19 protein-coding genes are annotated in these 24573 nt (G+C 72.3%); 14 read left to right on the plus strand and 5 right to left on the minus strand.

The window, feature by feature from the left end:
- Positions 1-35 precede the first annotated feature (35 nt).
- Positions 36-452 (minus strand): spore wall synthesis regulator SsgD, encoded by a 417-nt coding sequence (gene ssgD / locus IE274_RS25465; RefSeq protein ID WP_190118218.1) that lies wholly within the window; start codon positions 450-452, stop codon positions 36-38.
- A 391-nt stretch (positions 453-843) separates the two neighbouring features.
- On the opposite strand from ssgD, the gene IE274_RS25470 reads away from it, so the two are divergent.
- Positions 844-1968 (plus strand): WD40/YVTN/BNR-like repeat-containing protein, encoded by a 1125-nt coding sequence (locus IE274_RS25470; protein WP_307822033.1) that lies wholly within the window; start codon positions 844-846, stop codon positions 1966-1968.
- A gap of 77 nt (positions 1969-2045) precedes the next feature.
- Here the strand turns inward: IE274_RS25470 and IE274_RS25475 are convergent, their stop codons facing one another.
- Positions 2046-2345: a YciI family protein gene (locus tag IE274_RS25475; protein WP_190118220.1), complete on the minus strand. Its 300-nt coding sequence runs from the start codon at positions 2343-2345 to the stop codon at positions 2046-2048.
- Positions 2346-2428: 83 nt separating this feature from the next.
- On the opposite strand from IE274_RS25475, the gene IE274_RS25480 reads away from it, so the two are divergent.
- A complete protein-coding gene (locus tag IE274_RS25480) occupies positions 2429-3193 on the plus strand; it encodes an endonuclease V (protein ID WP_229909802.1) in 765 nt (254 codons plus the stop codon).
- Positions 3194-3279: 86 nt separating this feature from the next.
- Here IE274_RS25480 and IE274_RS25485 read toward each other — a convergent pair whose 3' ends face one another.
- Positions 3280-4467, minus strand: coding sequence for a saccharopine dehydrogenase family protein (locus IE274_RS25485; RefSeq protein WP_190118221.1), 1188 nt, complete (start codon positions 4465-4467; stop codon positions 3280-3282).
- 82 nt (positions 4468-4549) lie between these two features.
- On the opposite strand from IE274_RS25485, the gene IE274_RS25490 reads away from it, so the two are divergent.
- The 6 genes from IE274_RS25490 to IE274_RS25515 all read left to right on the plus strand — a co-directional run bounded on the left by IE274_RS25490 (position 4550) and on the right by IE274_RS25515 (position 12106).
- Positions 4550-4975, plus strand: a complete 426-nt coding sequence (locus tag IE274_RS25490) for an MmcQ/YjbR family DNA-binding protein (protein WP_190118222.1) — start codon at positions 4550-4552, stop codon at positions 4973-4975.
- Between the two features lie 137 nt (positions 4976-5112).
- Positions 5113-6312, plus strand: a complete 1200-nt coding sequence (locus IE274_RS25495; protein ID WP_190118223.1) for a CaiB/BaiF CoA transferase family protein — start codon at positions 5113-5115, stop codon at positions 6310-6312.
- Positions 6312-7325 carry an LLM class F420-dependent oxidoreductase gene (locus IE274_RS25500; RefSeq protein ID WP_190118224.1) on the plus strand — a complete coding sequence of 338 codons (1014 nt, stop codon included), beginning with the start codon at positions 6312-6314 and terminating at the stop codon, positions 7323-7325. Before IE274_RS25495 ends, IE274_RS25500 begins: the two co-directional genes overlap by 1 nt.
- 22 nt (positions 7326-7347) lie before the next feature.
- Positions 7348-8490 (plus strand): acyl-CoA dehydrogenase family protein, encoded by a 1143-nt coding sequence (locus tag IE274_RS25505; RefSeq protein ID WP_190118225.1) that lies wholly within the window; start codon positions 7348-7350, stop codon positions 8488-8490.
- 36 nt (positions 8491-8526) lie between these two features.
- Entirely contained in the window at positions 8527-9741 is a 1215-nt protein-coding gene (locus IE274_RS25510; protein ID WP_190118226.1) for an acetyl-CoA C-acetyltransferase, read from the plus strand.
- A gap of 172 nt (positions 9742-9913) precedes the next feature.
- Positions 9914-12106 (plus strand): 3-hydroxyacyl-CoA dehydrogenase NAD-binding domain-containing protein, encoded by a 2193-nt coding sequence (locus IE274_RS25515; RefSeq protein WP_190118227.1) that lies wholly within the window; start codon positions 9914-9916, stop codon positions 12104-12106.
- Between the two features lie 57 nt (positions 12107-12163).
- On the opposite strand, the gene IE274_RS25520 is transcribed toward IE274_RS25515, so the two are convergent.
- Complete coding sequence (locus IE274_RS25520; protein WP_190118228.1) at positions 12164-12913, minus strand: MerR family transcriptional regulator; 750 nt, start codon at positions 12911-12913, stop codon at positions 12164-12166.
- Between the two features lie 175 nt (positions 12914-13088).
- Here IE274_RS25520 and IE274_RS25525 point away from each other — a divergent pair, with 175 nt between their 5' ends.
- The 3 genes from IE274_RS25525 (at position 13089) to IE274_RS25535 (ending at position 17555) form a co-directional block, all read left to right on the plus strand.
- A complete protein-coding gene (locus IE274_RS25525) occupies positions 13089-14906 on the plus strand; it encodes an AMP-dependent synthetase/ligase (RefSeq protein ID WP_190118229.1) in 1818 nt (605 codons plus the stop codon).
- Positions 14907-15089: 183 nt separating this feature from the next.
- On the plus strand, positions 15090-16553 hold the full coding sequence (locus tag IE274_RS25530) for an amino acid permease (RefSeq protein WP_190118230.1): 1464 nt from the start codon (positions 15090-15092) through the stop codon (positions 16551-16553).
- Positions 16554-16709: 156 nt separating this feature from the next.
- A complete protein-coding gene (locus tag IE274_RS25535) occupies positions 16710-17555 on the plus strand; it encodes an oxygenase MpaB family protein (protein ID WP_229909803.1) in 846 nt (281 codons plus the stop codon).
- 61 nt (positions 17556-17616) lie between these two features.
- On the opposite strand, the gene IE274_RS25540 is transcribed toward IE274_RS25535, so the two are convergent.
- On the minus strand, positions 17617-19155 hold the full coding sequence (locus IE274_RS25540; RefSeq protein ID WP_190118409.1) for a M1 family metallopeptidase: 1539 nt from the start codon (positions 19153-19155) through the stop codon (positions 17617-17619).
- Positions 19156-19425: 270 nt separating this feature from the next.
- Here IE274_RS25540 and IE274_RS25545 point away from each other — a divergent pair, with 270 nt between their 5' ends.
- From IE274_RS25545 to IE274_RS25555, 3 genes are all read left to right on the plus strand, one after another.
- The gene (locus IE274_RS25545; protein ID WP_190118231.1) at positions 19426-21420 is read left to right on the plus strand and encodes a Xaa-Pro dipeptidyl-peptidase; all 1995 of its coding nucleotides are present in this window, start codon (positions 19426-19428) and stop codon (positions 21418-21420) included.
- Entirely contained in the window at positions 21417-22697 is a 1281-nt protein-coding gene (locus tag IE274_RS25550; RefSeq protein WP_190118232.1) for a M14 family metallopeptidase, read from the plus strand. Before IE274_RS25545 ends, IE274_RS25550 begins: the two co-directional genes overlap by 4 nt.
- 173 nt (positions 22698-22870) lie before the next feature.
- Positions 22871-24520 (plus strand): BCCT family transporter, encoded by a 1650-nt coding sequence (locus tag IE274_RS25555; protein ID WP_190118410.1) that lies wholly within the window; start codon positions 22871-22873, stop codon positions 24518-24520.
- Positions 24521-24573 lie beyond the last annotated feature (53 nt).

Consider the following 24573-nt stretch of genomic DNA (forward strand, 5'->3'; position numbering starts at 1 on the left):
GGTGCGGGGGGTCCGTCCGGTGCCGGGTCCCCCGCTCAGCACGCGTCGCGCATCAGGTCGGCCAGATCCTGGTCCAGGTCGACGTGCAGGTGTTCCTGGCCGACCGGGACCAGGGCGGTCGTGCGCTGCAGGAAGCGGCGCAGGTCGCCGGTCTGGACGTGCACGATTGCGGTGCCTTCGGGGGCGTGGAACTCCAGGACCGTGCGGTCGTAGCCGTACGGCCGGACGCGCACGTCGCCGTCGCCCACCGCGTTCTCCACGCCGTGCGTGAGCAGTTCGCGGCCGAACGTCCAGTAGACCTCCACGCCCTCCAGCGTCGCCGGGGCCGGGAAGCTCATGCGCACGGCGAACGGGTCGCGCCCGTCGTAGTGCAGAGTGGCGGGAATCGTGGGCATCCGGGGCGCGGCGGCGACCAGGCGGGCCTCAACGGCTTGCTCGATGACAGTGGACAACGCCTGCTCCCTCAACTCTGACGGCTGGACGACCTGGGTGTGCACGACCGGGGTCGGACACTTGAATAGACGTTGGAAACGGAGGATCCGTGCACGCGAGGACCCCTCCGGAGGGAGTGACCTCTGTCACCGCGACACCCGGGGAACGCGACCGGTTCCCGCCGGCCTCCACCCGGGCGACCGCCGAAAGGCCCAGTACCGCCATCTGGACGAGGCCCCGGGGGTGGGCTAGCTTCGGCCCGCCATGAGGGCCACGGGGCAGCTGGACCGGGAGGGGCGTGCGATGCGCGGGGTACGGAAAATGCGGGCGGGGCTGACGATGCGTACGGGGAATGCGGAATGTCCTCGGCAGGGGGTGGGCCCGGTGCGGTCCCGGTGGACGAGCCGTGGCGTGTGGGCCGGACTCGGTGCGGCGGCGCTCGCGCTGACGTCGGTCGCGGCGGTGCCGCCCGCGCGGGGCGAACCGTCGGCCTCAGCCGTGCGGGGCGAGCCGAGCGCCTCGCCGGTCTCCCTCGCGACCGGCGAGGCGAGCACCACGACCCGGCCCGCCTGGTCGCTCAAGGCCACCGGCACCGACGCCCGCTTCCGGGGCCTCGCCGCCGTCAGCCGCAGCACCGCGTGGACCGCCGGGACGAAGGGCACCGTGCTGCGCACGACCGACGGCGGCGCGAGCTGGCGGAACGTGTCGCCGCCCGGGGCCGAGGGTCTCGAATTCCGGGACGTCGAGGCGTTCGACGGGCGCCGCGCGGTGGTGCTCGCGATCGGCGAGGGCGAGGCGTCCCGGGTGCTGCGCACCGACGACGGCGGCGCCACCTGGACGGAGTCCTTCCGCAACACCGACGCCAAGGCGTTCTACGACTGCATGACGTTCTTCGACCGCCGCCACGGCCTCGCGCTGAGCGACCCCGTGAACGGCAAGTACCGCATCCTGTCGACCGCCGACGGCGGCCGCTCCTGGAAGGTGCTGCCCGACCGGGGCATGCCGAAGGCGCAGGAGGGCGAGTCGGCGTTCGCGGCGAGCGGCCAGTGCCTGGTCAACTCGGGCTCGCGCCATGTGTGGCTGGCGACGGGCGGGGCGGCCCGTGCGCGGGTGCTGCACTCGGCCGACCGGGGCCTGACGTGGACCGTCACGGACGCCCCGATCCCGGGCGGCGACCCGGCGCGCGGCGTCTTCGGCCTGGCCTTCCGCGACCGCGCGCACGGCATCGCCGTCGGCGGGGACTACCGCGCCGACCAGCAGTCGCCCCGCGCCGCCGCGACGACCACGAACGGCGGCCGCACCTGGCGGCCCGCCGCGAAGCCCGTCCCCGCGTACCGCTCCGGCGTCACCTGGCTCCCGCACAGCCGCCGCACGGCCCTCGCGGTCGGTCCCACCGGCACGGACCTCACCACGGACGGCGGCCGGAGCTGGCGGACGGTGGACGGCGGTTCGTACGACACCGTCGACTGCGCGCGGGACCTGGGCTGCTGGGCGGCGGGGGAGAAGGGGCGCGTGGCGCGGCTCGAACGGGGCTGAGACGGCGGCACCGGAACGAGGGGCCGGGCGTCCTGGGCGCCGCTCGCTCCGGTGCCCGTCGGGCCGCCGAGCCGGATTCAGCCCGGCAACTGCTGCCGGTACGCGGCCAGTTCGGGCGCCGTCTTCGTCGCCAGGAACTCCGTGACGCGGTACGCGCACACACCGCCGACGGTGAACGGATCGCTCGCCGCGAGCCGTTCGATCTCTTCGCGGCTGTCGCCCACGGCCAGGATCACGCCGCCGTCGCGCGGGTTCTTGCGTCCCGACGCGATGAAGACTCCGGCCGCGTACTGCTCGTCCAGCCAGGCGACATGATCGGCGAGCAGGGCGTCGACGCGGTCGACCGGGGCGGTGTAGGTCAGCTCCATCACAAACATGATCGCGAGGCTACCCCGGCGCCGTCGGCGGGACCGGACCGGACCGCCCGTCGCTTCTGCCGACGGCTTAGGCTCGGCCCATCATGAACACGCCCGCCACACCCACGCCCAGCACGCCCACGCCCAGCACGCCCACGCCCAGCACGCCCACGCCCGCCGCTATCCCGCCTCTGCCCGCCGACTGGCCCGCTGACGAGTCGGCGGCCCGCGCCGTCCAGGACGCCCTGCGCGAGCGGGTCGTGCGCGACGAGTCCGGGCCCCGGCCCGGCACCGGCCACGTCACGGGCGTGGACGTCGCCTACGACGACGAGCGCGACGTGGTCGCCGCGGCCGTCGTGGTGCTGGACGGGGCGAGCCTGGAGGTGGTCGAGGAGGCGACGGCGGTCGGCCAGGTCGCCTTCCCTTACGTTCCGGGCCTGTTGGCGTTCCGGGAGGTCCCGGCGGTCCTCGCGGCGCTGGACGCGCTGACGGCCGACCCGGGGCTCGTCGTGTGCGACGGGTACGGCGTCGCGCACCCGCGCCGCTGCGGGCTCGCCAGCCACCTCGGGGTGCTGACCGGGCGGCCCACGATCGGCGTCGCCAAGAACCCGTTCACGTTCGCGTACGAGGCGCCCGGCGCCGCCCGCGGCAGCGCGGCGCCGCTGCTCGACGGCGCGGAGGAGGTCGGCAGCGCGCTGCGCACCCGGGAGGGCGTCAAGCCGGTGTTCGTCTCGGTCGGCCACCGGGTGACCCTCGCCGACGCCCGCGCCCACACCCTCCACCTCACCCCGCGCTACCGCCTTCCGGAGACCACCCGCAGGGCGGACGCGCTGTGCCGGGCGGCACTGCGGGAGGCGACGGGCGCCTGACGCGGGCCGTACGCCGCATCCGACGGGCACGCCGCACGCGACCCGGCACCAGGCACCGCACGCCGCACGCCGCCCCGCCCTCCACGTCACCGCACCGCAGCCACCCGGAACCCGATCCCCGCGTCCACGAGCCGCTTCGTCAGCGCGTCGCCCATCGCCACCACCGTGGTCACCTGGCCCGCGACGGCGGGGAGTTCGTCCAGGGCCAGGGACATCGCGCCCTCGGCGAGGATCTTCGCGGTCTCGCCGTAGCCGGGGTCGCCGCCCCAGACCTCGGTGAAGACCCGCTTGCCGCCGCCCTCGCCGACGAAGCGCATGGAGAACCAACTCGTCGCACGGCGGGCCGCGTCGGGTCCCTCGCCGGGCTTGAGGAGGCCGGCGAGCCAGCGCCGCGCGGGCGGGACCTGGGCCGCGGTGAACAGCGCGCCCGCGGCCGCCACCCCGCCGAGGGCGACGGGGAGCGACTTCACGGCGGCGTAGTGGCGGTAGCGGAAGTCGGGGCCGTAGCGGGGCAGTGCCCGCGCGGAACGCGCCACGATCTGCGGGTCAATGGTCGGCAGCGGCAGCGCCCAGGCGCCGATCTCCCCGGCGTACCGGGGGCCGCCCGCCGGGGTGGACGCCCGGCGCTCCACCAGCCGCGGCTCGTGCCGGCGACGGTCGCGCGCGGCGGACAGCAGCTGCGGCCCGCGCGCGAACTGCTGGAGCGCGGAGGAGAACGTACCGCCGGAGAAGCGCGCGTCGGCGCTGATGAACCCGTCGACGCGCAGCGGCACGTCCTCGGGGAGCTGCCGCACGGTGTAGTACGCGCCCAGGTCGTGCGGCACGGAGTCGAAGCCGCAGGCGTGCACCAGGCGCGCGCCGGTCTCCCGCGCGCGGGCGTCGTGCCGCACGTACATGAGGTCGACGAACTCCGGCTCGCCGCACAGGTCGACGTAGTCCGTCCCGGCCTCCGCGCACGCGGCCACCAGGTCCTGTCCGTGGCTGAGGTACGGGCCGACGGTGCTCGCCACCACGCGCGCCCCCGCCGCCAGCTCCCGCAGCGTCGCCGGGTCGGTGGCGTCCGCGAGCACGACGGGCAGCTCCGCGCAGCCCGGACGGTCCGCCGCGAGGTGCTCCCGCAGCCGCCGCAGCTTGGCCGCGTCGCGCCCGGCGATGGCCCAGCGCAGGGTGTCGGGGGCGTGCGCGGAGAGGTACTCGGCGGTCAGCGCCCCCACGAAACTCGTGGCTCCGAAGAGCACGATGTCGTAGGGACGGTCCTTGTCATGACTGGTCATGGCACCTCTCAGCCGTGTGTCCCGCGCCGTTGTCGGTGGCTGAGGCTAGCGTGAACGAGCGGGTCCCGAACGAGGAGGTGCCATGGCGGACACGGCAGGGCCGCAGCCGGGGAAGGTGTCGAGGAAGCCGTCGAGGGCCGCGCTGGCCAAGTGGGAGCGGGTGCGGTCCTTCGCGCTCGGGCTGCCGGGCGCCGTCGAGGAGTTCCCCTGGGGGGAGAGCGTCGCGAAGGTTCACAAGAAAGTGTTCGTCTTCCTCGGGGTCGACGACGGCAGCTGTCCGCTGGCCGTCACGGTCAAGCTCACCGACGAGGCGGCGCACGCCCACGCGCTGACCAGCCCGGGCGCCGAACCTGCGGGGTACGGCCTGGGCAGGTCCGGCTGGGTGCGGGTCCCGCTGGCGGCCGAGGGCGCCCCGGCCGCGGACCTGCTGTGCGACTGGGTCGAGGAGAGCTATCGGACGATCGCACCGAAGAAGCGCGTGGCGGAACTGGAGGAGCGCGCCACATGAGGCTTCGCGCCCCCCAGGCGGACGCCCCCTGACCGACTCCTTGGCTAAGCGCTTGCTCGCCAAGGGCTTGTGCGGAGTGGAACACGTTCTTAGCATCACTGGTGTTACATCGGTTGTGTCACAGTGCTGGGGGCTCAATGGCAGTGCCGGACAAGGGCGTTCACGGACCGCTCGCCGGGGTGCGCGTGGTCGAGCTGGCGGGCATCGGACCCGGCCCGTTCGCCGCCATGCTGCTCGCCGACCTCGGCGCCGACGTCGTGCGCGTCGACCGGCCCGGCGGCGGCGGACTCGCGATCGACCCGGCGTACGACGTCACCAACCGGAACAAGCGCAGCGTCGTCGTCGACCTCAAGGCCCCCGAGGGCCCGGCCCGCGTCCTCGACCTGGTCGCCCGCGCGGACGTGCTGATCGAGGGCTACCGCCCGGGGGTCGCCGAGCGCCTCGGCGTCGGCCCCGCGCCCTGCCACGCACGCAACCCCCGGCTCGTCTACGGCCGCATGACGGGCTGGGGCCAAGAGGGCCCGCTCGCCCAGCGCGCCGGGCACGACATCGCGTACATCGCCCTGACCGGCACCCTCGGCATGATCGGCGCCCCGGGGGAGCCGCCCACCGTCCCCGCGAACCTCCTCGGGGACTACGCGGGCGGCTCGCTGTACCTGGTCGTCGGCGTCCTCGCCGCCCTGCACCACGCGCGGTCCACCGGCGCCGGGCAGGTCGTGGACGCGGCGATCGTCGACGGCACCGCGCATCTGTCCGCGATGATCCGCGGCATGCTCGCGGCCGGCAGCTGGCAGGACCGCAGGGGCGCGAACCTCCTCGACGGCGGCTGCCCGTTCTACGGCACCTACGCGACCGCGGACGGCGAGCACATGGCCGTCGGCGCCCTGGAGCAGCAGTTCTACGACGAGTTCATCGCCCTCATCGGCCTCGGCGAGGTCGCGCCCGCCCGTAAGGACCTGGCGCGCTGGGGCGAGCTGCGGGAGGCCGTGGCCGCCCGGTTCCGGACGCGTACGCGCGCGGAGTGGACGGCTGTCTTCGAGGGCTCCGACGCCTGCGTGGCGCCCGTGCTCTCGCTCCGGGAGGCCCCGGAGCACCCGCACCTCGCCGCCCGCGGCACCTTCACCGACCACAGCGGGATCACCCAGCCCGCGCCCGCCCCGCGCTTCTCCGCGACGCCCGCGTCCGTGCGTTCGGGCCCCGCGCAGCCCGGCGCTGACACGGCGGCCGTGGCCCACGACTGGGACGTACCGGACCTGCTCGCCCCGGACGCACGCGGCCCGGGCCCGGCCGCCCGGGACACACCCGCACCACCCCACCCCACCCAGGAAGGCGCTTGATGGAGATCTCCACCCCGCTCGCCTACGCGGGCGACCCCCGCGAGGGCGCCGACGCCGTCGCCGCCCTGGAACGGGCGGGCCTCGACGCCGTCTGGGTCGCCGAGGCGTACGGCTTCGACTCGCCCACGATCATGGGCTATCTGGCCGCCCGCACCGAGCGGATGCGCATCGGCGCCGGGATCCTCAACGTCTACTCGCGCACCCCCGCCCTCATCGCCCAGACCGCCGCCGGGCTGGACGCGATCTCCGGCGGCCGCGCGCTCATCGGCCTCGGCGCGTCCGGGCCGCAGGTCGTCGAGGGCTGGCACGGCAAGGCGTACGACAAGCCGCTCGGCCGCACCCGCGAGACCATCGAGCTGACCCGCCGCATCCTGCGCCGCGAGGTCATCGACCACCACGGCATCACCGACATGCCGCGCCCCGGCGGCCTCGGCAAGCCCCTGAAGATCCTCACCAGACCCGTCCGCGCCGAAGTGCCGCTGTACGTCGCCTCCCTGGGCCCCGCGAACGTCCGCATGACCGCCGAGATCGCCGACGGCTGGCTGCCCACGCTCTTCCTGCCGGAGAAGGCGCACGAGGTCTGGGGCGCGCCCCTCGCCGAGGGCCGCGCCCGGCGCGATCCGGCGCTCGGCCCGCTCCAGGTCGTCGCGGGCGGACTGCTCGCCATCGGCGACGACGCGGCGGCCGCCCGCGACCTCGCCCGACCGCAGATCGCCCTCTACGTAGGCGGCATGGGCGCCGTGGGCAAGAACTTCTACAACGACCTGGCGGTCGCGTACGGCTACGAGAAGGAGGCCGCGCGCATCCAGGAGCTGTACCTGGCCGGGCGCAAGAAGGAGGCCGAGGCCGCCGTGCCCGACGAGTTCTGCGAACTCATGTCGCTGTGCGGCCCCGCGGGTTACGTCCGCGAGCGCGTCGAGGTGTTCCGCGCCGCGGGCGTCACCATGCTCAACGTCGTACCGGTCGGACCCGACCCGGCCGGGCTCATCGAAACCGTCAAGGGATGGCTCTAGGGCCGAGGAGGTCCACAGACACATGCAACGGCAGCTCTTCGACCCCGAGCACGACGCGTTCCGCGAGACGGTCCGCACCTTCCTCGCCAAGGAGGTGCTGCCGCACTACGAACAGTGGGAGCAGGACGGCGTCGTCTCCCGTGCGGCCTGGCTCGCCGCCGGGCGCCAGGGCCTGCTCGGCCTCGCCGTGCCCGAGGAGTACGGGGGCGGCGGCAACACCGACTTCCGCTACGCCGCCGTCATCGCCGAGGAGTTCACCCGCGCGGGCGCCGCGGGCCTCGCCGTCGGCCTGCACAACGACATCATCGGGCCGTATCTGACGGGCCTCGCCACCGACGAGCAGAAGCGCCGCTGGCTGCCCGGCTTCTGCTCCGGCGAGACCATCACCGCGATCGCCATGACCGAGCCCGGCGCGGGCTCCGACCTGCAGGGCATCCGCACGACGGCCGTGGACAAGGGCGACCACTGGCTGCTCAACGGCTCCAAGACGTTCATCTCGAACGGCATCCTCGCCGACCTCGTCATCGTCGTCGCCAAGACCACCCCCGAGGGCGGCGCGCACGGCCTGTCCCTGCTGGTCGTCGAGCGCGGCACGGCGGGCTTCGAGCGCGGCCGGAACCTCGACAAGATCGGCCAGAAGGCCCAGGACACCGCCGAGCTGTTCTTCAACGACGTGCGCGTGCCCAAGGAGAACCTGCTCGGCGAGCTCAACGGCGCGTTCGTGCACCTGATGACGAACCTCGCGCAGGAGCGCATGGGCATCGCCGTCGCCGGGATCGCCGCCGCCGAGTACCTCCTTGAGATCACCACCGCGTACGTCAAGGAGCGCGAGGCCTTCGGGCGCCCGCTCGCCAAGCTCCAGCACATCCGCTTCGAGATCGCGGAGATGGCCACCGAGTGCGCCGTCACCCGTTCCTTCCTGGACCGGTGCATCGCCGACCACGCCGCCGGCACCCTCGACGCCGTGCACGCCTCCATGGCCAAGTGGTGGGCCACGGAGCTGCAGAAACGCGTCGCCGACCGCTGTCTGCAACTGCACGGCGGCTACGGCTACATGACGGAGTACCGCGTCGCCAAGGCGTTCACCGACGGCCGGATCCAGACCATCTACGGCGGCACGACCGAGATCATGAAAGAGATCATCGGCCGCTCGCTGCTCGGCTGACCCCACCCCTCCCGGACACCCCCGAAAGGCTCACGCGTGACCACCGAAGCGTACGTATACGACGCGATCCGCACCCCGCGCGGACGCGGCAAGGCGAACGGTGCCCTGCACGGCACCAAGCCGATCGACCTCGTCGTCGGGCTGATCCACGAGATCCAGGCCCGCTTCCCCGGCCTCGACCCGGCCGCCATCGACGACATCGTGCTCGGTGTGGTCGGTCCCGTCGGCGACCAGGGCTCCGACATCGCGCGGATCGCCGCCATCGCCGCCGGTCTGCCCGACACGGTCGCGGGCGTCCAGGAGAACCGCTTCTGCGCCTCGGGCCTCGAGGCCGTCAACCTGGCCGCGATGAAGGTCCGTTCGGGCTGGGAGGACCTGGTGCTCGCGGGCGGCGTCGAGTCGATGTCGCGGGTGCCGATGGCCTCCGACGGCGGCGCCTGGTTCGCCGACCCGATGACCAACTGGGACACGAACTTCGCGCCCCAGGGCATCGGCGCCGACCTCATCGCCACGATCGAGGGCTTCAGCCGCCGCGACGTCGACGAGTACGCCGCCCTCTCCCAGGAGCGGGCCGCCGCGGCCTGGAAGGAGGGCCGCTTCGAGCGGTCCGTCGTCCCGGTCAAGGACCGCAGCGGCCTCACCGTGCTCGACCACGACGAGCACCTGCGCCCCGGCACCACCGCCGACTCCCTCGCCAGGTTGAAGCCGTCCTTCAAGGACATCGGCGACCTGGGTGGCTTCGACGCGGTCGCGCTGCAGAAGTACCACTGGATCGAGGAGATCGACCACGTCCACCACGCGGGCAACTCCTCCGGCATCGTCGACGGCGCCTCGCTGGTGGCCATCGGCTCCAAGGAGGTCGGCGAGCGCTACGGCCTGACCCCGCGCGCCCGCGTCGTCTCCGTGGCCGTCTCCGGTTCCGAACCGCTGATCATGCTCACCGGCCCCGCGCCCGCGACCCGCAAGGCGCTCGCCAAGGCCGGGCTCGGCATCGACGACATCGACCTCGTCGAGATCAACGAGGCCTTCGCGGCCGTCGTCCTGCGCTTCGTCAAGGACATGGGCCTGTCCCTGGACAAGGTCAACGTCAACGGCGGCGCGATCGCGTTGGGACATCCCCTTGGCGCGACCGGAGCGATGATCCTGGGCACGCTCGTCGACGAGCTGGAGCGCAGGGACCTCCGGTACGGGCTGGCGACCCTGTGCGTGGGCGGCGGGATGGGCATCGCCACGATCGTGGAACGGGTGTAGGGCTCCGCGCCAACGGGGCTGGTGCGTCGCCCGCTGCGGGCGCGTGGTGGTTGCTCGCGCAGTTCCCCGCACCCCTGAGGCACGCGGCCTCGCCGCGCCTCCTGACGCAGCCCCCCCTCCCCGGGCCCCGCCCCCAAGAGGCTTCCGCACGAGACTTCACGGAGACAACGACATGACCGAGAGCACCACCATCCGCTGGGAACAGGACGACACCGGCGTCGTCACGCTCGTCCTCGACGACCCCAACCAGTCCGCGAACACCATGAACCAGGCGTTCAAGGACTCCATCGCCGCCATCGCCGACCGCGCCGAGGCCGCCGTCCAGGCCGACAAGGACGCGATCCGCGGGTTCGTCTACACCTCCGCCAAGAAGACCTTCTTCGCGGGCGGCGACCTGAAGGACATGATCCAGGTCGGCCCCGAGAACGCCCGCGTCGCCTTCGAGACCGGCACCGCCATCAAGAACTCGCTGCGCCGCATCGAGACCCTCGGCAAGCCCGTCGTGGCCGCCCTCAACGGCGCGGCCCTCGGCGGCGGTTACGAGATCGCCCTCGCCAGCCACCACCGCGTCGCCCTCGACGCCCCCGGCTCGAAGATCGGCCTGCCCGAGGTCACCCTCGGCCTGCTGCCCGCGGGCGGCGGCGTCACCCGCACCGTACGCCTCATGGGCATCGCCGACGCGCTCCTGAAGGTGCTGCTCCAGGGCACCCAGTACACGCCGCAGCGCGCCCTGGAGAACGGTCTGGTCCACGAGGTGGCCGCCACCCCCGAGGAGATGATCGAGAAGGCCCGCGCCTTCATCGACGCCCACCCCGAGTCGCAGCAGCCCTGGGACGTCCCCGGCTACCGCATCCCCGGCGGCACCCCGGCGAACCCCAAGTTCGCCGCCAACCTGCCCGCGTTCCCCGCCAACCTGAAGAAGCAGCTCGCGGGCGCCCCCTACCCGGCCCCGCGCAACATCCTCGCGGCCGCCGTCGAGGGCTCCCAGGTCGACTTCGAGACCGCCCTGACCATCGAGGCCCGGTACTTCACCGAGCTGGTCACCGGACAGGTCGCCAAGAACATGATCCAGGCGTTCTTCTTCGACCTCCAGGCGGTCAACTCCGGCGCCAACCGGCCCCAGGGCATCGAGCAGAAGAAGGTCCGCAAGGTCGCCGTGCTCGGCGCCGGGATGATGGGCGCGGGCATCGCCTACTCCTGTGCCCGCGCGGGCATCGACGTCGTCCTCAAGGACGTCTCCGCCGAGGCCGCGCAGAAGGGCAGGGCCTACTCGGAGAAGCTGTGCGCCAAGGCCGTCTCCCGGGGCCGCACCACCCAGGACAAGGCCGACGCGCTGCTCGCCCGCATCACGCCGACCGCCGACCCGCAGGACGTGGCGGGCTGCGACGCCGTGATCGAGGCCGTCTTCGAGGACCCGGCGCTCAAGCACAAGGTGTTCCAGGAGATCCAGGACGTCGTCGAGCCGGACGCGCTGCTGTGCTCCAACACCTCGACGCTGCCCATCACCGCGCTCGCCGAGGGCGTGTCCCGACCGGTCGACTTCATCGGCCTGCACTTCTTCTCGCCCGTCGACAAGATGCCGCTCGTCGAGATCATCAAGGGCGAGCGCACCGGCGCGGAGGCGCTGGCCCGCGCCTTCGACCTCGTACGCCAGATCAACAAGACGCCGATCGTCGTCAACGACTCGCGCGGCTTCTTCACCTCGCGCGTCATCGGGCACTTCATCAACGAGGGCGTCGCCATGGTCGGCGAGGGCATCGAGCCCGCGTCGGTCGAGCAGGCCGCCGCACAGGCCGGCTACCCCGCCAAGGTGCTGTCCCTCATGGACGAGCTGACCCTCACGCTGCCCCGCAAGATCCGCAACGAGTCCAAGCGGGCCATCGAGGAAGCGGGCGGCACCTGGCCCGGCCACCCCGCCGAGGCCGTCATCGACCGCATGGTCGACGAGTTCGAGCGCACCGGCCGCAGCGGCGGCGGGGGCTTCTACGAGTACGGCGAGGACGGCAAGCGCACCCGTCTGTGGCCCGGCCTGCGGGAGCACTTCACCAAGCAGGGGCACGAGATCCCGTTCCGGGACATGCAGGAGCGGATGCTCTTCTCCGAAGCGCTCGACACGGTGCGCCTCCTGGAGGAGGGCGTCCTGACGTCGGTCGCCGACGCCAACATCGGCTCCATCTTCGGCATCGGCTTCCCGGGCTGGACGGGCGGCGTTCTGCAGTACGTCAACGGGTACGACGACGGCGCCGGGCTGCCCGCGTTCGTGGCCCGCGCGCGGGAGCTGGCCGAGCGCTACGGCGAGCGGTTCACGCCGCCCGCGCTGCTGGTGCAGAAGGCCGAGCGGGGCGAGAAGTTCAGCGACGCCTGACGGCGCTGAACGCGACGCGTGCGGCGGCTCGGACCGCTGCCCGCGCGGGGGAGTGGCTCAGGACTCCTTGAGCCACTCCCGCAGCTCCTCCTTCAGCGACCGCTGGAACGCCGTCACCAGCGCCTGCACCACCATCGGCTGCATATGGGCCGACAGGGACCGCATCGCCGCGACGTGCTCGGGGTCCGACTCCCGCGCACGGCAGGCGTCCCCCACCTCGTCCCGGAAGAGCCGCGACAGCTCGTGCGCCGCCGAGCGCGCGTGCTCCATCAGGACGGTGCGCGAGGCCAGGATCGTCTCGTGCGCGATCGGCACGTCGAGGAGCTGTACGCCGAGCCGCAACAGCCCGGTGTCCACCCGCAGCTGGTCGGTGTCGGCCGCCCGGCCCACCACCCCCATCGCCGCGAGCCGGTCCAGGTCCTCGTCCGACAGGGCCCGGCCCGCCCGCCGCTCCAGCTCCGCGCGCGCCATGTCCTCCGCCGCGTCCGGCGCCCACGAGGCCACCACCGCGCGGTGAATGGCCAGGTCGTGCGCGCTCAGGCCGGGCGGCAGCTGCTCCAGGTAGCGCTCGATCGCGGCGAGCGTCATGCCCTGGTGCTGCAACTCCTCGATGAGGGCGAGGCGGGACAGGTGCTCCCGGCCGTAGTGGCCCACGCGTCGCGGGCCGATCACCGGCGGCGGCAGCAGGCCCTTGGTGCTGTAGAAGCGGATCGTGCGGACCGTGACGCCCGCGTGCGCGGCCAACTCGTCGACCGTGAACGTCGTGTCGTCGGCCGTGTCCGTCGACTGCTCCGTGTCCGTCGTCATCGCCGTCGGTCGCCTCCCCGTCGGTGTGCGCTGTCGGCTGGGGGTCCGGGGACCGCCCCCGGGATATGGAGTAATGCGGTGCAACAGTATTGCTGTGCCACCACTGTTGTGAAAGTCTCCGGGCCAGTCACGCCATGTAGCCGACGGCGAACCCACGGTGCCAGGAGGCGGTTTCATGACCACGATCCTGCGGCTTCCCGCAGACCCGGACCGCATCACCTTCCCCGCCCTGCTGCTGCGCAACGCCGAGGACCACCCCGAACTGCCCGCGCTCTCCTGGCGCGAGGGCGACGGCTGGACGACCCTCACCTGGAGCGAGGTGCGCCGCAAGACCGCCGTCCTCGCCGCCGGGTACACCGCGCTCGGCGTCGGCCGCGGCGAGCACGTCCTGATGATGATGGGCAACACCCCCGAGCACTGGCTGAGCGACCTCGCCCTGGTCCACCTCGGCGCGGTCCCCGTCACCGTGTACGGCACGTCGGCTCCCGAGCAGATCGCGCACATCGCCCGGCACAGCCGCGCCCGCGTCGCGATCGTCGGGGGCGCGCGCGAACTCCCCCGCTGGGAGCCCTTGCTGGCCGACCCGACGGCGCCCCTGGAGCGCCTGGTGGTCGTCGACCCGGCCGCCGCGGGGCCGCACCGGACCTACGGCTCGCTGCACGCCACCGGCGCCCGCCTGGTCAACCCGGACACCTTCGAGAAGGCCTGGCGCGAGGCCCGGGCCACGGACCCGCTGACCGTCGTCTACACCTCGGGCACCACCGGCGACCCCAAGGGCGTGCGCCTCACCCACCGCACGGTGGTGGGCAACGGCATCGCCCTGGACTCCGTGATCGAGTTCCCCGAGCACGTCGGCCACATCTGCTACCTGCCGTTCGCGCACATCGCCGAGCGCATGCTCGGGATCTATCTGCCGCTGCTCCGCGCCGCCCAGGTCTATCTGTGCGCCGAGCCGACCCAAGTCGCCGCCACCGTGCGCGAGTTGCGGCCCCGCCAGTTCTTCGGCGTGCCGCGGGTGTGGGAGAAGCTCGCCGCGGCCGTGCGGGCGGCGCTCGCCGGGCTCCCCGAGGAGCGGCGCCGGGCCGTCGAGGCCGCGAACGAGACGGCGCGCGCCCACGTCGCCTGCCGCGAACGCGGCGAGGAGCCGTCCGCCGCGCTCGCGGCGGCGTACCGCGAGGCCAAGGAGCAGGTGCTCGATCCGCTGCTGGCGCTCGCCGGGTTCGACCGGCTCGCGTGGACGGCGAGCGCGGCGGCGCCGATGCCGGTGGACGTGGCCCGCTTCTGGGCGGGCTTCGGCCTGGTCGTCATGGACGCGTGGGGGCTGACCGAGACGACGGGCGTGGTCACCACCAACGGGCCCGAGGCCTTCCGGATCGGCTCCGTGGGCAAGCCGCTCGCGGGCATGGCGGTACGCGTCGCGGACGACGGCGAGATCATGGTGCGCGGCCCGTACGTGTCCGACGGCTATCTGCGGGCCGACGGCGGCGTGGACGGCCTCCGGGACGCGGACGGCTGGTTCGCCACCGGCGACATCGGGCACCTCGACGACGACGGCTTCCTGTGGATCACCGACCGCAAGAAAGAGCTGATCGTGACGTCCACGGGCAAGAACGTCGCGCCCGCGCTCGTCGAGAACGCCCTCAAGGAGCACCCGCTCATCGGCCAGGCCCTCGTCCACGGCGACGGCCGCTCGTACCTGGTGGCGCTGCTCGTCCTCGACCCGGAGCTGGCGCCCGCGTGGGCGGCGGCGCACGGCCTCGACAGCACCGACGGCGGCGGCCTCGTGGACCACCCCGCCGTGCGCGCCGAGATCGCCCGCGCCGTCGAGGCGGCCAACGCGCGCCTCAACCGCACCGAGCAGATCAAGAAGTACCGGCTGCTCGACAAGGAGTGGAGCCCGGAGTCCGGCGAGCTGACGCCGTCCCTGAAGCTGCGCCGCAGGGTCATCAGACAGCGGTACGCCGAAGTGATCGACGGCCTGTACACCGAGTGACGTAGGACTGTACAGACGTCGCCCACCATGTGAGAAGTGCCGCTATGTGATGTGCGCCACCGCATCCGGAAGGGTCTCTGGGGGAAGGTGTCGCGTTGGTCCGGGCACGTCAGGGGTGCCGCGGGCCCGCAGCACATCCGGACCCCGGAACCTCTTCCGGGCACCACAGAGTGGACCTTCCACGTGAGCAACGACGCCGTAGACACGGCCGCGGACGCCCGCACTGCGTCCCAGGCCGCCCCCGCGGACGCGGGCGACGCCGGTTACAGCAAGGACCTCAAGGGCCGCCACGTCAACATGATCGCGATCGGTGGCGCGATCGGTACGGGGCTCTTCCTCGGGGCGGGCGGCCGCCTGAACTCGGCGGGCCCCGCGCTCGCCGTCGCGTACCTCGTGTGCGGCATCATCGCCTTCTTCGTCGTACGCGCCCTCGGCGAGATGGTCCTGTACCGGCCCTCGTCCGGATCGTTCGTGAGCTACGCGCGCGAGTTCCTGGGCGAGAAGGGCGCCTACGTCGCCGGCTGGATGTACTTCCTCAACTGGTCGACGACGTGCATCGCCGACATCACGGCCATCGCGCTCTACACCCACTACTGGAGCTTCTTCACGGACATCCCGCAGTGGCTGCTCGCGCTCGCCGCGCTCGCCGTGGTCCTCGCCGTGAACCTGATCTCCGTCAAGTGGTTCGGCGAGATGGAGTTCTGGTTCGCGATCATCAAGGTCGCGGCGCTGGTCGCCTTCATGTTCATCGGCATCTTCCTCGTCTCCACGCAGCACAAGGTGGGCGGCGAGACGCCGGGCATGAACATGATCACGGACCACGGCGGCTTCCTGCCGAACGGTCTGATGCCGGTCGTGATCGTCCTCCAGGGCGTCGTCTTCGCGTACGCCTCGCTGGAGCTCGTCGGTGTCGCCGCGGGTGAGACCAAGGACCCGCAGAAGGTCGTCCCGCGCGCGGTGAACTCGATCATGTGGCGCGTGGGTGTGTTCTACGTCGGCTCGGTCGTGCTGCTCGCGCTGCTGCTGCCCGGCTCGGTCTACTCGGCCGACGAGAGCCCCTTCGTCACCGTGCTCTCCAAGATCGGCGTCTCGGGCGCCGGTGACGTGATGAACTTCGTCGTCCTCACCGCCGCCATGTCCTCGCTGAACTCCGGCCTGTACTCCACCGGCCGCATCCTGCGCTCCATGGCGATGGCGGGCTCGGCCCCGAAGTTCACGGCGAAGATGAACCGCAACCAGGTCCCCTACGGCGGCATCCTGCTCACCGCTTCGGTGGGTGTCCTCGGCGTCGCGCTGAACCGCGTGGTCCCGGACAAGGCCTTCGAGATCGTCCTGAACGTGGCGTCCCTCGGCATCATCGGCACCTGGATCAGCATCATGGTCTGCCACCTCGCCTTCGTGCGCCGGGCCAAGGAAGGCCACCTGACCAGGCCGAGCTTCCAGCTGCCGGGCAGCGGCGTCACGCAGTACGTCACCATCGCCTTCCTGCTTGCCGTGCTCGGCCTGATGTGGAAGGACGCCGAGGTGGGCCGCAAGACGCTGTTCCTCATCCCGATCGTGGCGGCGGCCCTCACCGTCGGCTGGTACGCGATCCGCCGCAAGGCGGACCGCGAGACCGAGCGCGAGGCGGCGGAGCTCAGCAAGTAGCGCAAGGCGTGCGCGGCAGCAGCCCGCGCGCGGAGCTTCGACAGCGGGCGGTGTCCTCCGGGGCACCGCCCGCTGTGGTGTCCGCACACCGCTGCCGTGTCCGCACGGCTCGCGGGCGTCGCGCACAGGGCGGGCATACCGCCGCATACTGGTGATGTGCCCGACCCCGCGCCACCCCCGCCCGACGGGATCCTGTGGGACATCGCCGGTGAGTACCGCACGCTCCTCGCCCTGCCCGCCGCGATGGCCCTGCAGGTGGCGCACCCGGCGGTCGGCGCGGGCGTCGACGAGCACTCGGTGTTCCGCACCGACCCGTGGGGGCGCGGCGAGCGCTCGATCAGGTCCCTGCTGCTCTGGGTGTACGGGGGAGAGGCCGCCGCCGCCGAGGGGCGCAGGCTGCGCGCGCTGCACCGGGACGTCCGGGGCACCGACACCCGCGGGCGGCACTACCACGCGCTCACCCCCGCGAACTACGCCTGGGTGCACGCCACCGGCTTCCCCGTCCACCGGCACGCCCGCGCGTACCTGGGCGAGCCGTTCACGCCCGCACAGGAGCGGCAGCTCTACGCCGAGTGGCTCCAGGTCGGCCGGGTGCTCGGGCTCCACGACCGGGACATGCCGCAGTCCCCGGAGGAGTTCTGGCCGTACTACCGGCGGATGCTCACCGAGGAGCTGGAGCAGACGGCGGTGGTACGCGAGCTGATCGCCGTCGACCGCCCGGTGCCGCCGCCCGACCGCGGCCCCCGCGCGCTCCGCGTGGCCCTCCGGGTCCTGTGGCCGCTGCTCTGGCCCGGCCTCGCCCGGTTCCGGCGCTTCCTCACCGTGGGCCTGCTGCCGCCCGACGCCCGCGCGGCCATCGGCCTGGCCTGGACGCCCCGCCAGGAGCGCCGCCTGATCCGCTTCGGCCGCGTGGTCCGCCGGATCGGCCCGCGGCTGCCGGAACGCCTCCGCTACGCCCCCGTGGCGCGCCGGGCCCGCGCGGCCCACCGCGCCCGGGGCTGACCACGCCCCCACCCGGCACCGGAGCACCGAGCGGGGACGCACCTCACGTACCGAACAGCCGTCAGCGGTGGTCGTGGCCCTTGGCGTGCCCGGCCCCGTCCTCGTGCTCGTGCAGCGAGTTCGTCGCCGCGATCTTCTTCCAGGACTTCGGCTTCGCCTGCGCGCCCGCGGCCGCGGACCGGGCGACCCCGGCGTCCCGCGCGGCGGGCTTGCCCGGCTTGCCCGTCTGGTAGAGCCAGGTGTCGAAGAGGGCGGAGAGCGGCTTGCCGCTGGCCTTCTCCGCGTACGTCACGAAGTCCCGCACCGAGGCGTTGCCGTACGCGCGGTCCTTCGGCCAGCCCTTCAGGATGCGGAAGAAGGTCTTGTCGCCGACCTCGTTGCGCAGGGCCTGCAGGGCGAGCGCGCCGCGGTCGTACACGGCGATGTGGAACTGGTTGTCCGGACCCGGGTCGCCGGGCTTGACCTGCCAGAAGGGGGAGTCCGCCGCGTTGTTCGCGTACACGTAGTCGGCGAGCTCCTGCGCGGTGCCCTCGCCCTCCTTCTCCGACCACAGCCACTGGCTGTAGCGGGCGAAGCCCTCGTTGACCCAGATGTCCTTCCAGTTCTCCACGGAGACGCTGTCGCCGTACCACTGGTGGGCCAGCTCGTGCACCACGATGGAGACGTTGGAGCCGTTGGCGAACGCCTTCGGGCCGTAGAAGGGCCGGGTCTGGGTCTCCAGAGCGTAGCTGGCGGGGACGTTCGGGACGTAGCCGCCGAGCGCGTTGAACGGGTACGCGCCGAACACCTCCTCCAGCCACTCCGCGACCTCGGTGGTCCGCTCGATGCTGGCGCGCGCGGCGCCCGCGTTGTCGCCGAGGTCCTTGCTGTAGGCGTTGAGGACGGGCAGGCCGTTCTCGGTCTTGTCCGTGGTGATGTCGAACCTGCCGACGGCGAGCGTGGCGAGATACGTGGCCTGGGGCTTGTTGGAGCGCCAGTTGAAGCGGGTCCAGCCGAGCTTGGAGGACTGCGACTGGAGGACGCCGTTGGAGATCGCCTGGGTGCCGTCCGGCACGGACACCGACACGTCGTACGTCGCCTTGTCGCGCGGGTGGTCGTTGCCCGGGAACCACCAGGCCGACGACTCCGGCTCCTGGGCCGCGACGCCGCCGTCGGGGGTGCGCTGCCAGGCGGTGAAGCCGTGGATCTTCACCTCGGAGGGCTTGCCCGCGTACCGGACCACGATCGACACCGAACTGCCCTTGGGCAGGCCCGCCTTCGGCGTGATCTCCAGCTCCTGCTCGCCGGTCTTGGCGAACGCCGCCTTCTTGCCGTTCACCCGGACCTCGCTGACCTTCAGGCCGAAGTCGAGATTGAAGCGCGACAGGTCCTGCGTGGTGGTGGCCTGGAGCGTGGCCGTGCCCTCGAGGAGGTCCGTCTTCGGCTGGTACTTCAGGCGCAGGTCGTAGTGGGAGACGTCGTAGCCGCCGTTGCCCGCGTCGGGGTAGTAGTGGTCGCCGGCGCCCGGGGCCCCGGGGGAGAAGTCGGCGGCCGATGCCGGGATCGCCAGCAGGGCGAACGCGGCCGCGAGTGCGCCCGGGGCGATGAGTCTGCGGTGCACGGGAATCTCCAAGTCATCACGGAATGAGACGGGTTGCGCCACGGCGCGGCCCGGCGGCCCCAGGGATGCGGGGCCGCCGAGCCGCGTCCGGCGCGAGGTAACTCTCGATGCGGTCGACCCTATTGAGCACTCCCGCCCCTGACCATGTCCATGGCCGCATATGTCACACGATCGCCATTCGGCCGACATGTGCGATCACGTCCCATGGACCTTTCCGCTCCGGCTACGGCCCTCTTTCCGGCGGCTGTTGACGCGTGTACCTTCCGCGCCATGCCGATACGCGCGCGACGCACGCGCCCCCTGACCCCGACGATGTGGAGAGCGCTCCTGGTGGCGGCCCTCGCCGCCCTGCTGGCCACGCTCCTGTCCCCGGGCGGCGCCGCGCACTCCGCGCCGCGCGGCCCGAAGACGTACGCGCAGCCCAAGGAGAGCAGACCCGTCTACTCCTACGCGGACGCGATACGCGAATCCGTGTGGGTCGACACCCGGATCGACGGCGACGCGGACGGAAAGACCGACCGTGTCGCCGTCGACATAGTCCGGCCCCGCGAACCCGCGGCCAGGGGCCGGAAGATACCCGTGATCATGGACGCCAGCCCGTACTACTCCTGCTGCGGGCGCGGCAACGAGAGCCAGAAGAAGACGTACGACGCGAACGGCGACCCGGTCCAGTTCCCGCTGTACTACGACAACTACTTCGTGCCCCGCGGCTACGCCTTCGTCGCCGTCGACCTCGCGGGCACCAACCGCTCCTACGGCTGCGTCGACGTCGGCGGCCGCTCCGACGTCCAGTCCGCCAAGGCCGTCGTCGACTGGCTCAACGGCCGCGCCCGCGGCTACACCTCGCGCACCGGCGAGAAGCGCACCGACGCGCGCTGGACCAACGGCCGCACCGGAATGATCGGCAAGAGCTACGACGGCACCATCGCCAACGGCGTCGCCGCGACCGGCGTCGAGGGCCTGGAGACGATCGTGCCGATCGGCGCCATCTCCTCCTGGTACGACTACTACTTCGCCAAGGGCGCCCCGCTCCAGGGCGGCCCCGAGTGGCTGTCCGACTACGTGGAGAGCCCCGAGGCCCGCGCCCGCTGCGGCCATGTGCAGCAGCGCATCATCGACGGCTCGCCCCGCAGCGGCGACTGGACCCCGCTGTGGACCGAACGCGACCACGTGCCGGACGCCCGCAAGGTCAAGGCCAGCGTCTTCGTCGTGCACGGCCTGCAGGACCTGAACGTGCGCACCAAGCACTTCGGGCAGTGGTGGGACGCCCTCGCCGACGCCGGCGTGCAGCGCAAGATCTGGCTGAGCCAGACCGGGCACGTCGACCCGTTCGACTTCCGCCGCGCCGACTGGGTCCGCACCCTGCACCGCTGGTTCGACCACGAACTCCTCGGCTACCGCAACGGCATCGACCGCGAGCCCATGGCCGACATCGAACGCGCCCCCGACCGCTGGACCACCGACCGCACCTGGCCGCCGCGCGCCACCGGCAGCACCGCGCTGCGCCCCGCCAAGGGCACCGCGCCCGGCGTCGGCACCCTCGGCACCCGCCCCGGCAAGGGCACCGAGACGTTCACCGACGACCGGCGCCTCGGCGAGACCGACTGGGCCGCGACGATCGACTCGGCCACGCCCGCCAAGGCCGGGTTCACCACCCGGCCGCTCGCCCGGGACCTGCGCGTCGCCGGCTCCTCGCGGGTGACGGTCACCGTGACGCCGACGACCCGCACGGCGCACCTGAGCGCCGTCCTCGTCGACCTCGGCCCGGACACCATCCGCGACTACGCCCACGACGACGAGGGCATCACCACGCTCCCCGACCGCGGTTGCTGGGGCCAGAGCGCCCCCGGTGACAGCGCCTGCTTCAAGAACACCGAGGCCAGGACCGCCGCCGTCGACTACACCATCTTCAGCCGCGGCTGGGCCGACCTCGGCAACCACGCCTCCGACCAGCAGGGGGAGCCGCTCACCCCCGGCAAGCCGTACACCATCACCCTCGACCTGGCCGCCGGCGACCACGTCGTGCCGAAGGGCCACCGGCTCGCGCTGATCGTCGGCGGCACCGACCGCAACCTCATCCAGCCCCCCGCCGACACCCCGACCCTCACCGTCGACCTCGCCCGCACCGTCGCGCGCGTGCCGCTCGTCGGCGGCGCCAAGGCCCTCGCCACGAACCCGCACGCCGCCACGCCGCGCGCGTCCCGCCTCGACGGCGTCGCACCGCCGCGCCTGATCGACCGCATCCCTGGAGGCCGCACCTCATGACCCCCCGCATCCGCGCCGTGGCCCTGGCCGCGGCCTGTGCCGCTCTCGCCGCACCCCTCCTGACGGCCCCCGCACAGGCGGCCCCGAAGCCGCCGCGCACCGGCTTCGAGGAGACCAACGGGGCGCGCTGGACCAGCCAGCCCGAGGAGCAGCAGCTCCTGAGAACCATCGACAAGGCCACCGACCGGGTGTCGGTGGCCCGCATCGGCACCACCGAGCAGGACCGGCCCGTGCAGCTCGTGCGGATCGGCGAGCGCCGCACCGCGAGCACCGTCCTGCTCGTGTGCAGCCAGCACGGTGACGAGCCGTCAGGCCGCGAGGCCTGCCTGACCACGATCCGTGACCTGGCCTACGCCAAGGACAAGAAGACCCGGCGCTTCCTGTCCCGCACCACCCTCCTCGTCGTGCCCACCGCCAACCCGGACGGGCGCGCCGCCGACACCCGCGGCAACTCCGACGGCGTCGACATCAACCGCGACCACATAGCCCTGGCCACCGCCGAGGGCCGCGCCCTGGCCGCCGTCATCCGCGACCGCGAGCCCGACGCCATCTACGACCTGCACGAGTACGGGGCCACGCCCAAGTTCTACGACAAGGACCTGTTCGACCTGTGGCCGCGCAACCTCAACACGCACGGCGCGCTGCACCGGGAGGCCAAGGCGCTCTCCCTCGACCACGTGCGGCCCGCCGCCGAGGCGGACGGCTACAGCACGGGCACGTACGGCATCTGGACCGACCCGGTCACCGGTGAGCCCGTCAAGCAGGTCGCGGGCGACGGCCAGGAGCGCATCCTGCGCAACGCCTCCGGCCTCAAGCACGCCGCCGGACTCCTGATCGAGAGCCGCGTCGACCCCCTCACGGACGCCGAGAAGAACGACCCGGCGCTGAACAACCGGCGCCGCGTCGACTCCCAACTCTCCGCGCTCACCGGCTTGTTCTCGTACGCGGACGAGCACCGCCGACGTCTGGAGGCGGCCAGCACGGCGTCCCGGCTCGCGGGCCTGCGCGACCGCGGACCCGTCTACCTGGGCGGCGCCGACAATGACCCGGCCGAGCCCGGCGAGATCATCGAGGACCCGGCGTGCGGCTACCGGCTGACGCCGCAACAGTTCGCCGACGTCAAGGATGAACTCGGCCTCCACGGCGTTACCGTGAAGCGGGACGGCTCGGGGGTGCTCGTGCCACTGCGGCAGCCCGCGCGCGCACTCGTCCCGCTGCTCCTGGACGAACGCGCGCCGTACCACCTCGTCACCGGGCAGCCCGACACCGACTGTTGAGGCATCGGAGCGCACGTCACATGTGGTAGGGGGTAGCGGAGAAGAACCCAAGGTCGATCAACGACTCCGCGAAAGGTGCACTTGTGACCCAGGAATCAGAGAAAGCGGACGCCGGAGGAGGCCCGCCGACATCGGCGGACTCCTCCGGCGGCCGGTCCCCACAGACGGACCGGGTGGTCTTCGGCGTCACCGCCGTGCTCACCCTGGCGTTCGTGGTGTGGGGCGCCACCGCCACGGACACCCTCGAAGACGTCTCGTCGGACATGCTCGAAGGCCTGATCCACAACGGTGGTTGGGCCTTCATGCTGGCGGCGTCCGGCTTCGTGGTCTTCGCGCTGTGGCTGGCGGTCAGCCGGTACGGAAAAATCACACTCGGCAAGGAGGGCGAGGAACCCGAGTTCCGCACCGTCTCCTGGGTCGCGATGATGTTCAGCGCCGGCATGGGCATCGGTCTGATGTTCTATGGCGTCAGCGAACCGCTCGCGCACTTCACCACGCCGCCGCCCGGCACCGACCCCGCGGACAAGGCCGCCGCCATGGAGACCTCCATGGCGACGACCCTGTTCCACTGGACGCTGCACCCCTGGGCGATCTACGCGGTCGTGGGCCTCGCCATCGCCTACAGCACGTTCCGGCGGAACCGGCGGCAGACCATCAGCTCCGTCTTCGTTCCGCTCATCGGCGAGAAGCACGCGCACGGTGCGTGGGGCCGGGTCATCGACATCATCGCCATCTTCGCCACGCTGTTCGGCTCCGCCGCCTCGCTCGGGCTGGGCGCGCTGCAGATCGGCAGCGGTTTCGAGGAGCTCGACTGGATGGACAAGGCGAGCACCGGGTTGCTCGTCGCCATCATCGCCGTCCTGACGGTCGCCTTCGTGGCGTCCGCGGTCTCCGGTGTGGAGAAGGGCATCCAGTGGCTGTCGAACATCAACATGGTGCTCGCCCTGCTGCTGGTCGTCTTCGTGTTCGTCGCGGGCCCGACGGTCATCATCCTGGACCTGCTGCCGACCTCGGTGGGCGCCTACCTCGACGACCTGCCGCAGCTCATCGGGCGTACGGAGGCATCCAGCGGTGAGGGCGTCTCGGCCTGGCTGAGCGGCTGGACGGTCTTCTACTGGGCGTGGTGGATCTCCTGGACGCCCTTCGTCGGCATGTTCATCGCACGCATCAGCCGCGGGCGCACGATCCGTCAGTTCGTGGGCGGCGTGATCCTGGTGCCGAGCTCGGTCAGCCTGATCTGGTTCGCCGTCTTCGGCGGCAGCGCCATGAAGGTCAAGGAGCGCGGCGGCCTGGAGGGCGACAGCACCCCCGAGGCACAGCTCTTCGGTCTGCTGCACGAGTATCCGATCGCGACGGCCACGAGCCTGCTCGTGATGATCCTCGTCGGCATCTTCTTCGTGTCCGGGGCGGACGCCGCCTCGATCGTCATGGGCACGCTCTCCCAGAAGGGTTCCCTCGAACCCGGCCGCTTCGTGGTGGTCTTCTGGGGCGTGGTGACGGGTGCCGTCGCGGCGGTCATGCTGCTCATCGGCGACGGGGAGGACAACGCCCTCAAGGGCTTGCAGAATCTGACGATCCTGGTGGCGGCGCCCTTCACCCTGGTGATGATCGGCATGTGTGTGGCGTTGATGCGCGATCTGCGCCACGACCCGCTGATCGTGCGGGGCGAGCACGGCACGGAGGCCGTCGAGAAGGCGGTCATCGCCGGTCACGAGCAGTACGGTGTCGGCGAGTTCGAGTTCCAGATCGGCCCGGCCGAGAACGGCGACACGGACACGGACACGGATTCGGGCTCCGAGCAACAGCCCGATCCGGCCCGCTGAGACCCGCTGACGTCCACGTACCGGCCACGGCACACACGCCGTGGCCGGTACGG

Origin of the sequence: Streptomyces flavofungini, assembly GCF_014650815.1 — a bacterium.
Taxonomy (GTDB): domain Bacteria; phylum Actinomycetota; class Actinomycetes; order Streptomycetales; family Streptomycetaceae; genus Streptomyces; species Streptomyces flavofungini.

Bases quoted from the DNA above. Each gene is read 5' to 3' on its own strand.
- IE274_RS25520 (WP_190118228.1), bottom strand. From the start codon at position 12,913: ATGACGACGGACACGGAGCAGTCGACGGACACGGCCGACGACACGACG.
- IE274_RS25480 (WP_229909802.1), top strand. From the start codon at position 2,429: ATGAACACGCCCGCCACACCCACGCCCAGCACGCCCACGCCCAGCACG.
- IE274_RS25490 (WP_190118222.1), top strand. From the start codon at position 4,550: ATGGCGGACACGGCAGGGCCGCAGCCGGGGAAGGTGTCGAGGAAGCCG.
- IE274_RS25495 (WP_190118223.1), top strand. From the start codon at position 5,113: ATGGCAGTGCCGGACAAGGGCGTTCACGGACCGCTCGCCGGGGTGCGC.
- IE274_RS25505 (WP_190118225.1), top strand. From the start codon at position 7,348: ATGCAACGGCAGCTCTTCGACCCCGAGCACGACGCGTTCCGCGAGACG.
- IE274_RS25550 (WP_190118232.1), top strand. From the start codon at position 21,417: ATGACCCCCCGCATCCGCGCCGTGGCCCTGGCCGCGGCCTGTGCCGCT.
- IE274_RS25545 (WP_190118231.1), top strand. From the start codon at position 19,426: ATGCCGATACGCGCGCGACGCACGCGCCCCCTGACCCCGACGATGTGG.
- IE274_RS25485 (WP_190118221.1), bottom strand. From the start codon at position 4,467: ATGACCAGTCATGACAAGGACCGTCCCTACGACATCGTGCTCTTCGGA.
- IE274_RS25515 (WP_190118227.1), top strand. From the start codon at position 9,914: ATGACCGAGAGCACCACCATCCGCTGGGAACAGGACGACACCGGCGTC.
- IE274_RS25525 (WP_190118229.1), top strand. From the start codon at position 13,089: ATGACCACGATCCTGCGGCTTCCCGCAGACCCGGACCGCATCACCTTC.
- IE274_RS25500 (WP_190118224.1), top strand. From the start codon at position 6,312: ATGGAGATCTCCACCCCGCTCGCCTACGCGGGCGACCCCCGCGAGGGC.
- IE274_RS25475 (WP_190118220.1), bottom strand. From the start codon at position 2,345: ATGTTTGTGATGGAGCTGACCTACACCGCCCCGGTCGACCGCGTCGAC.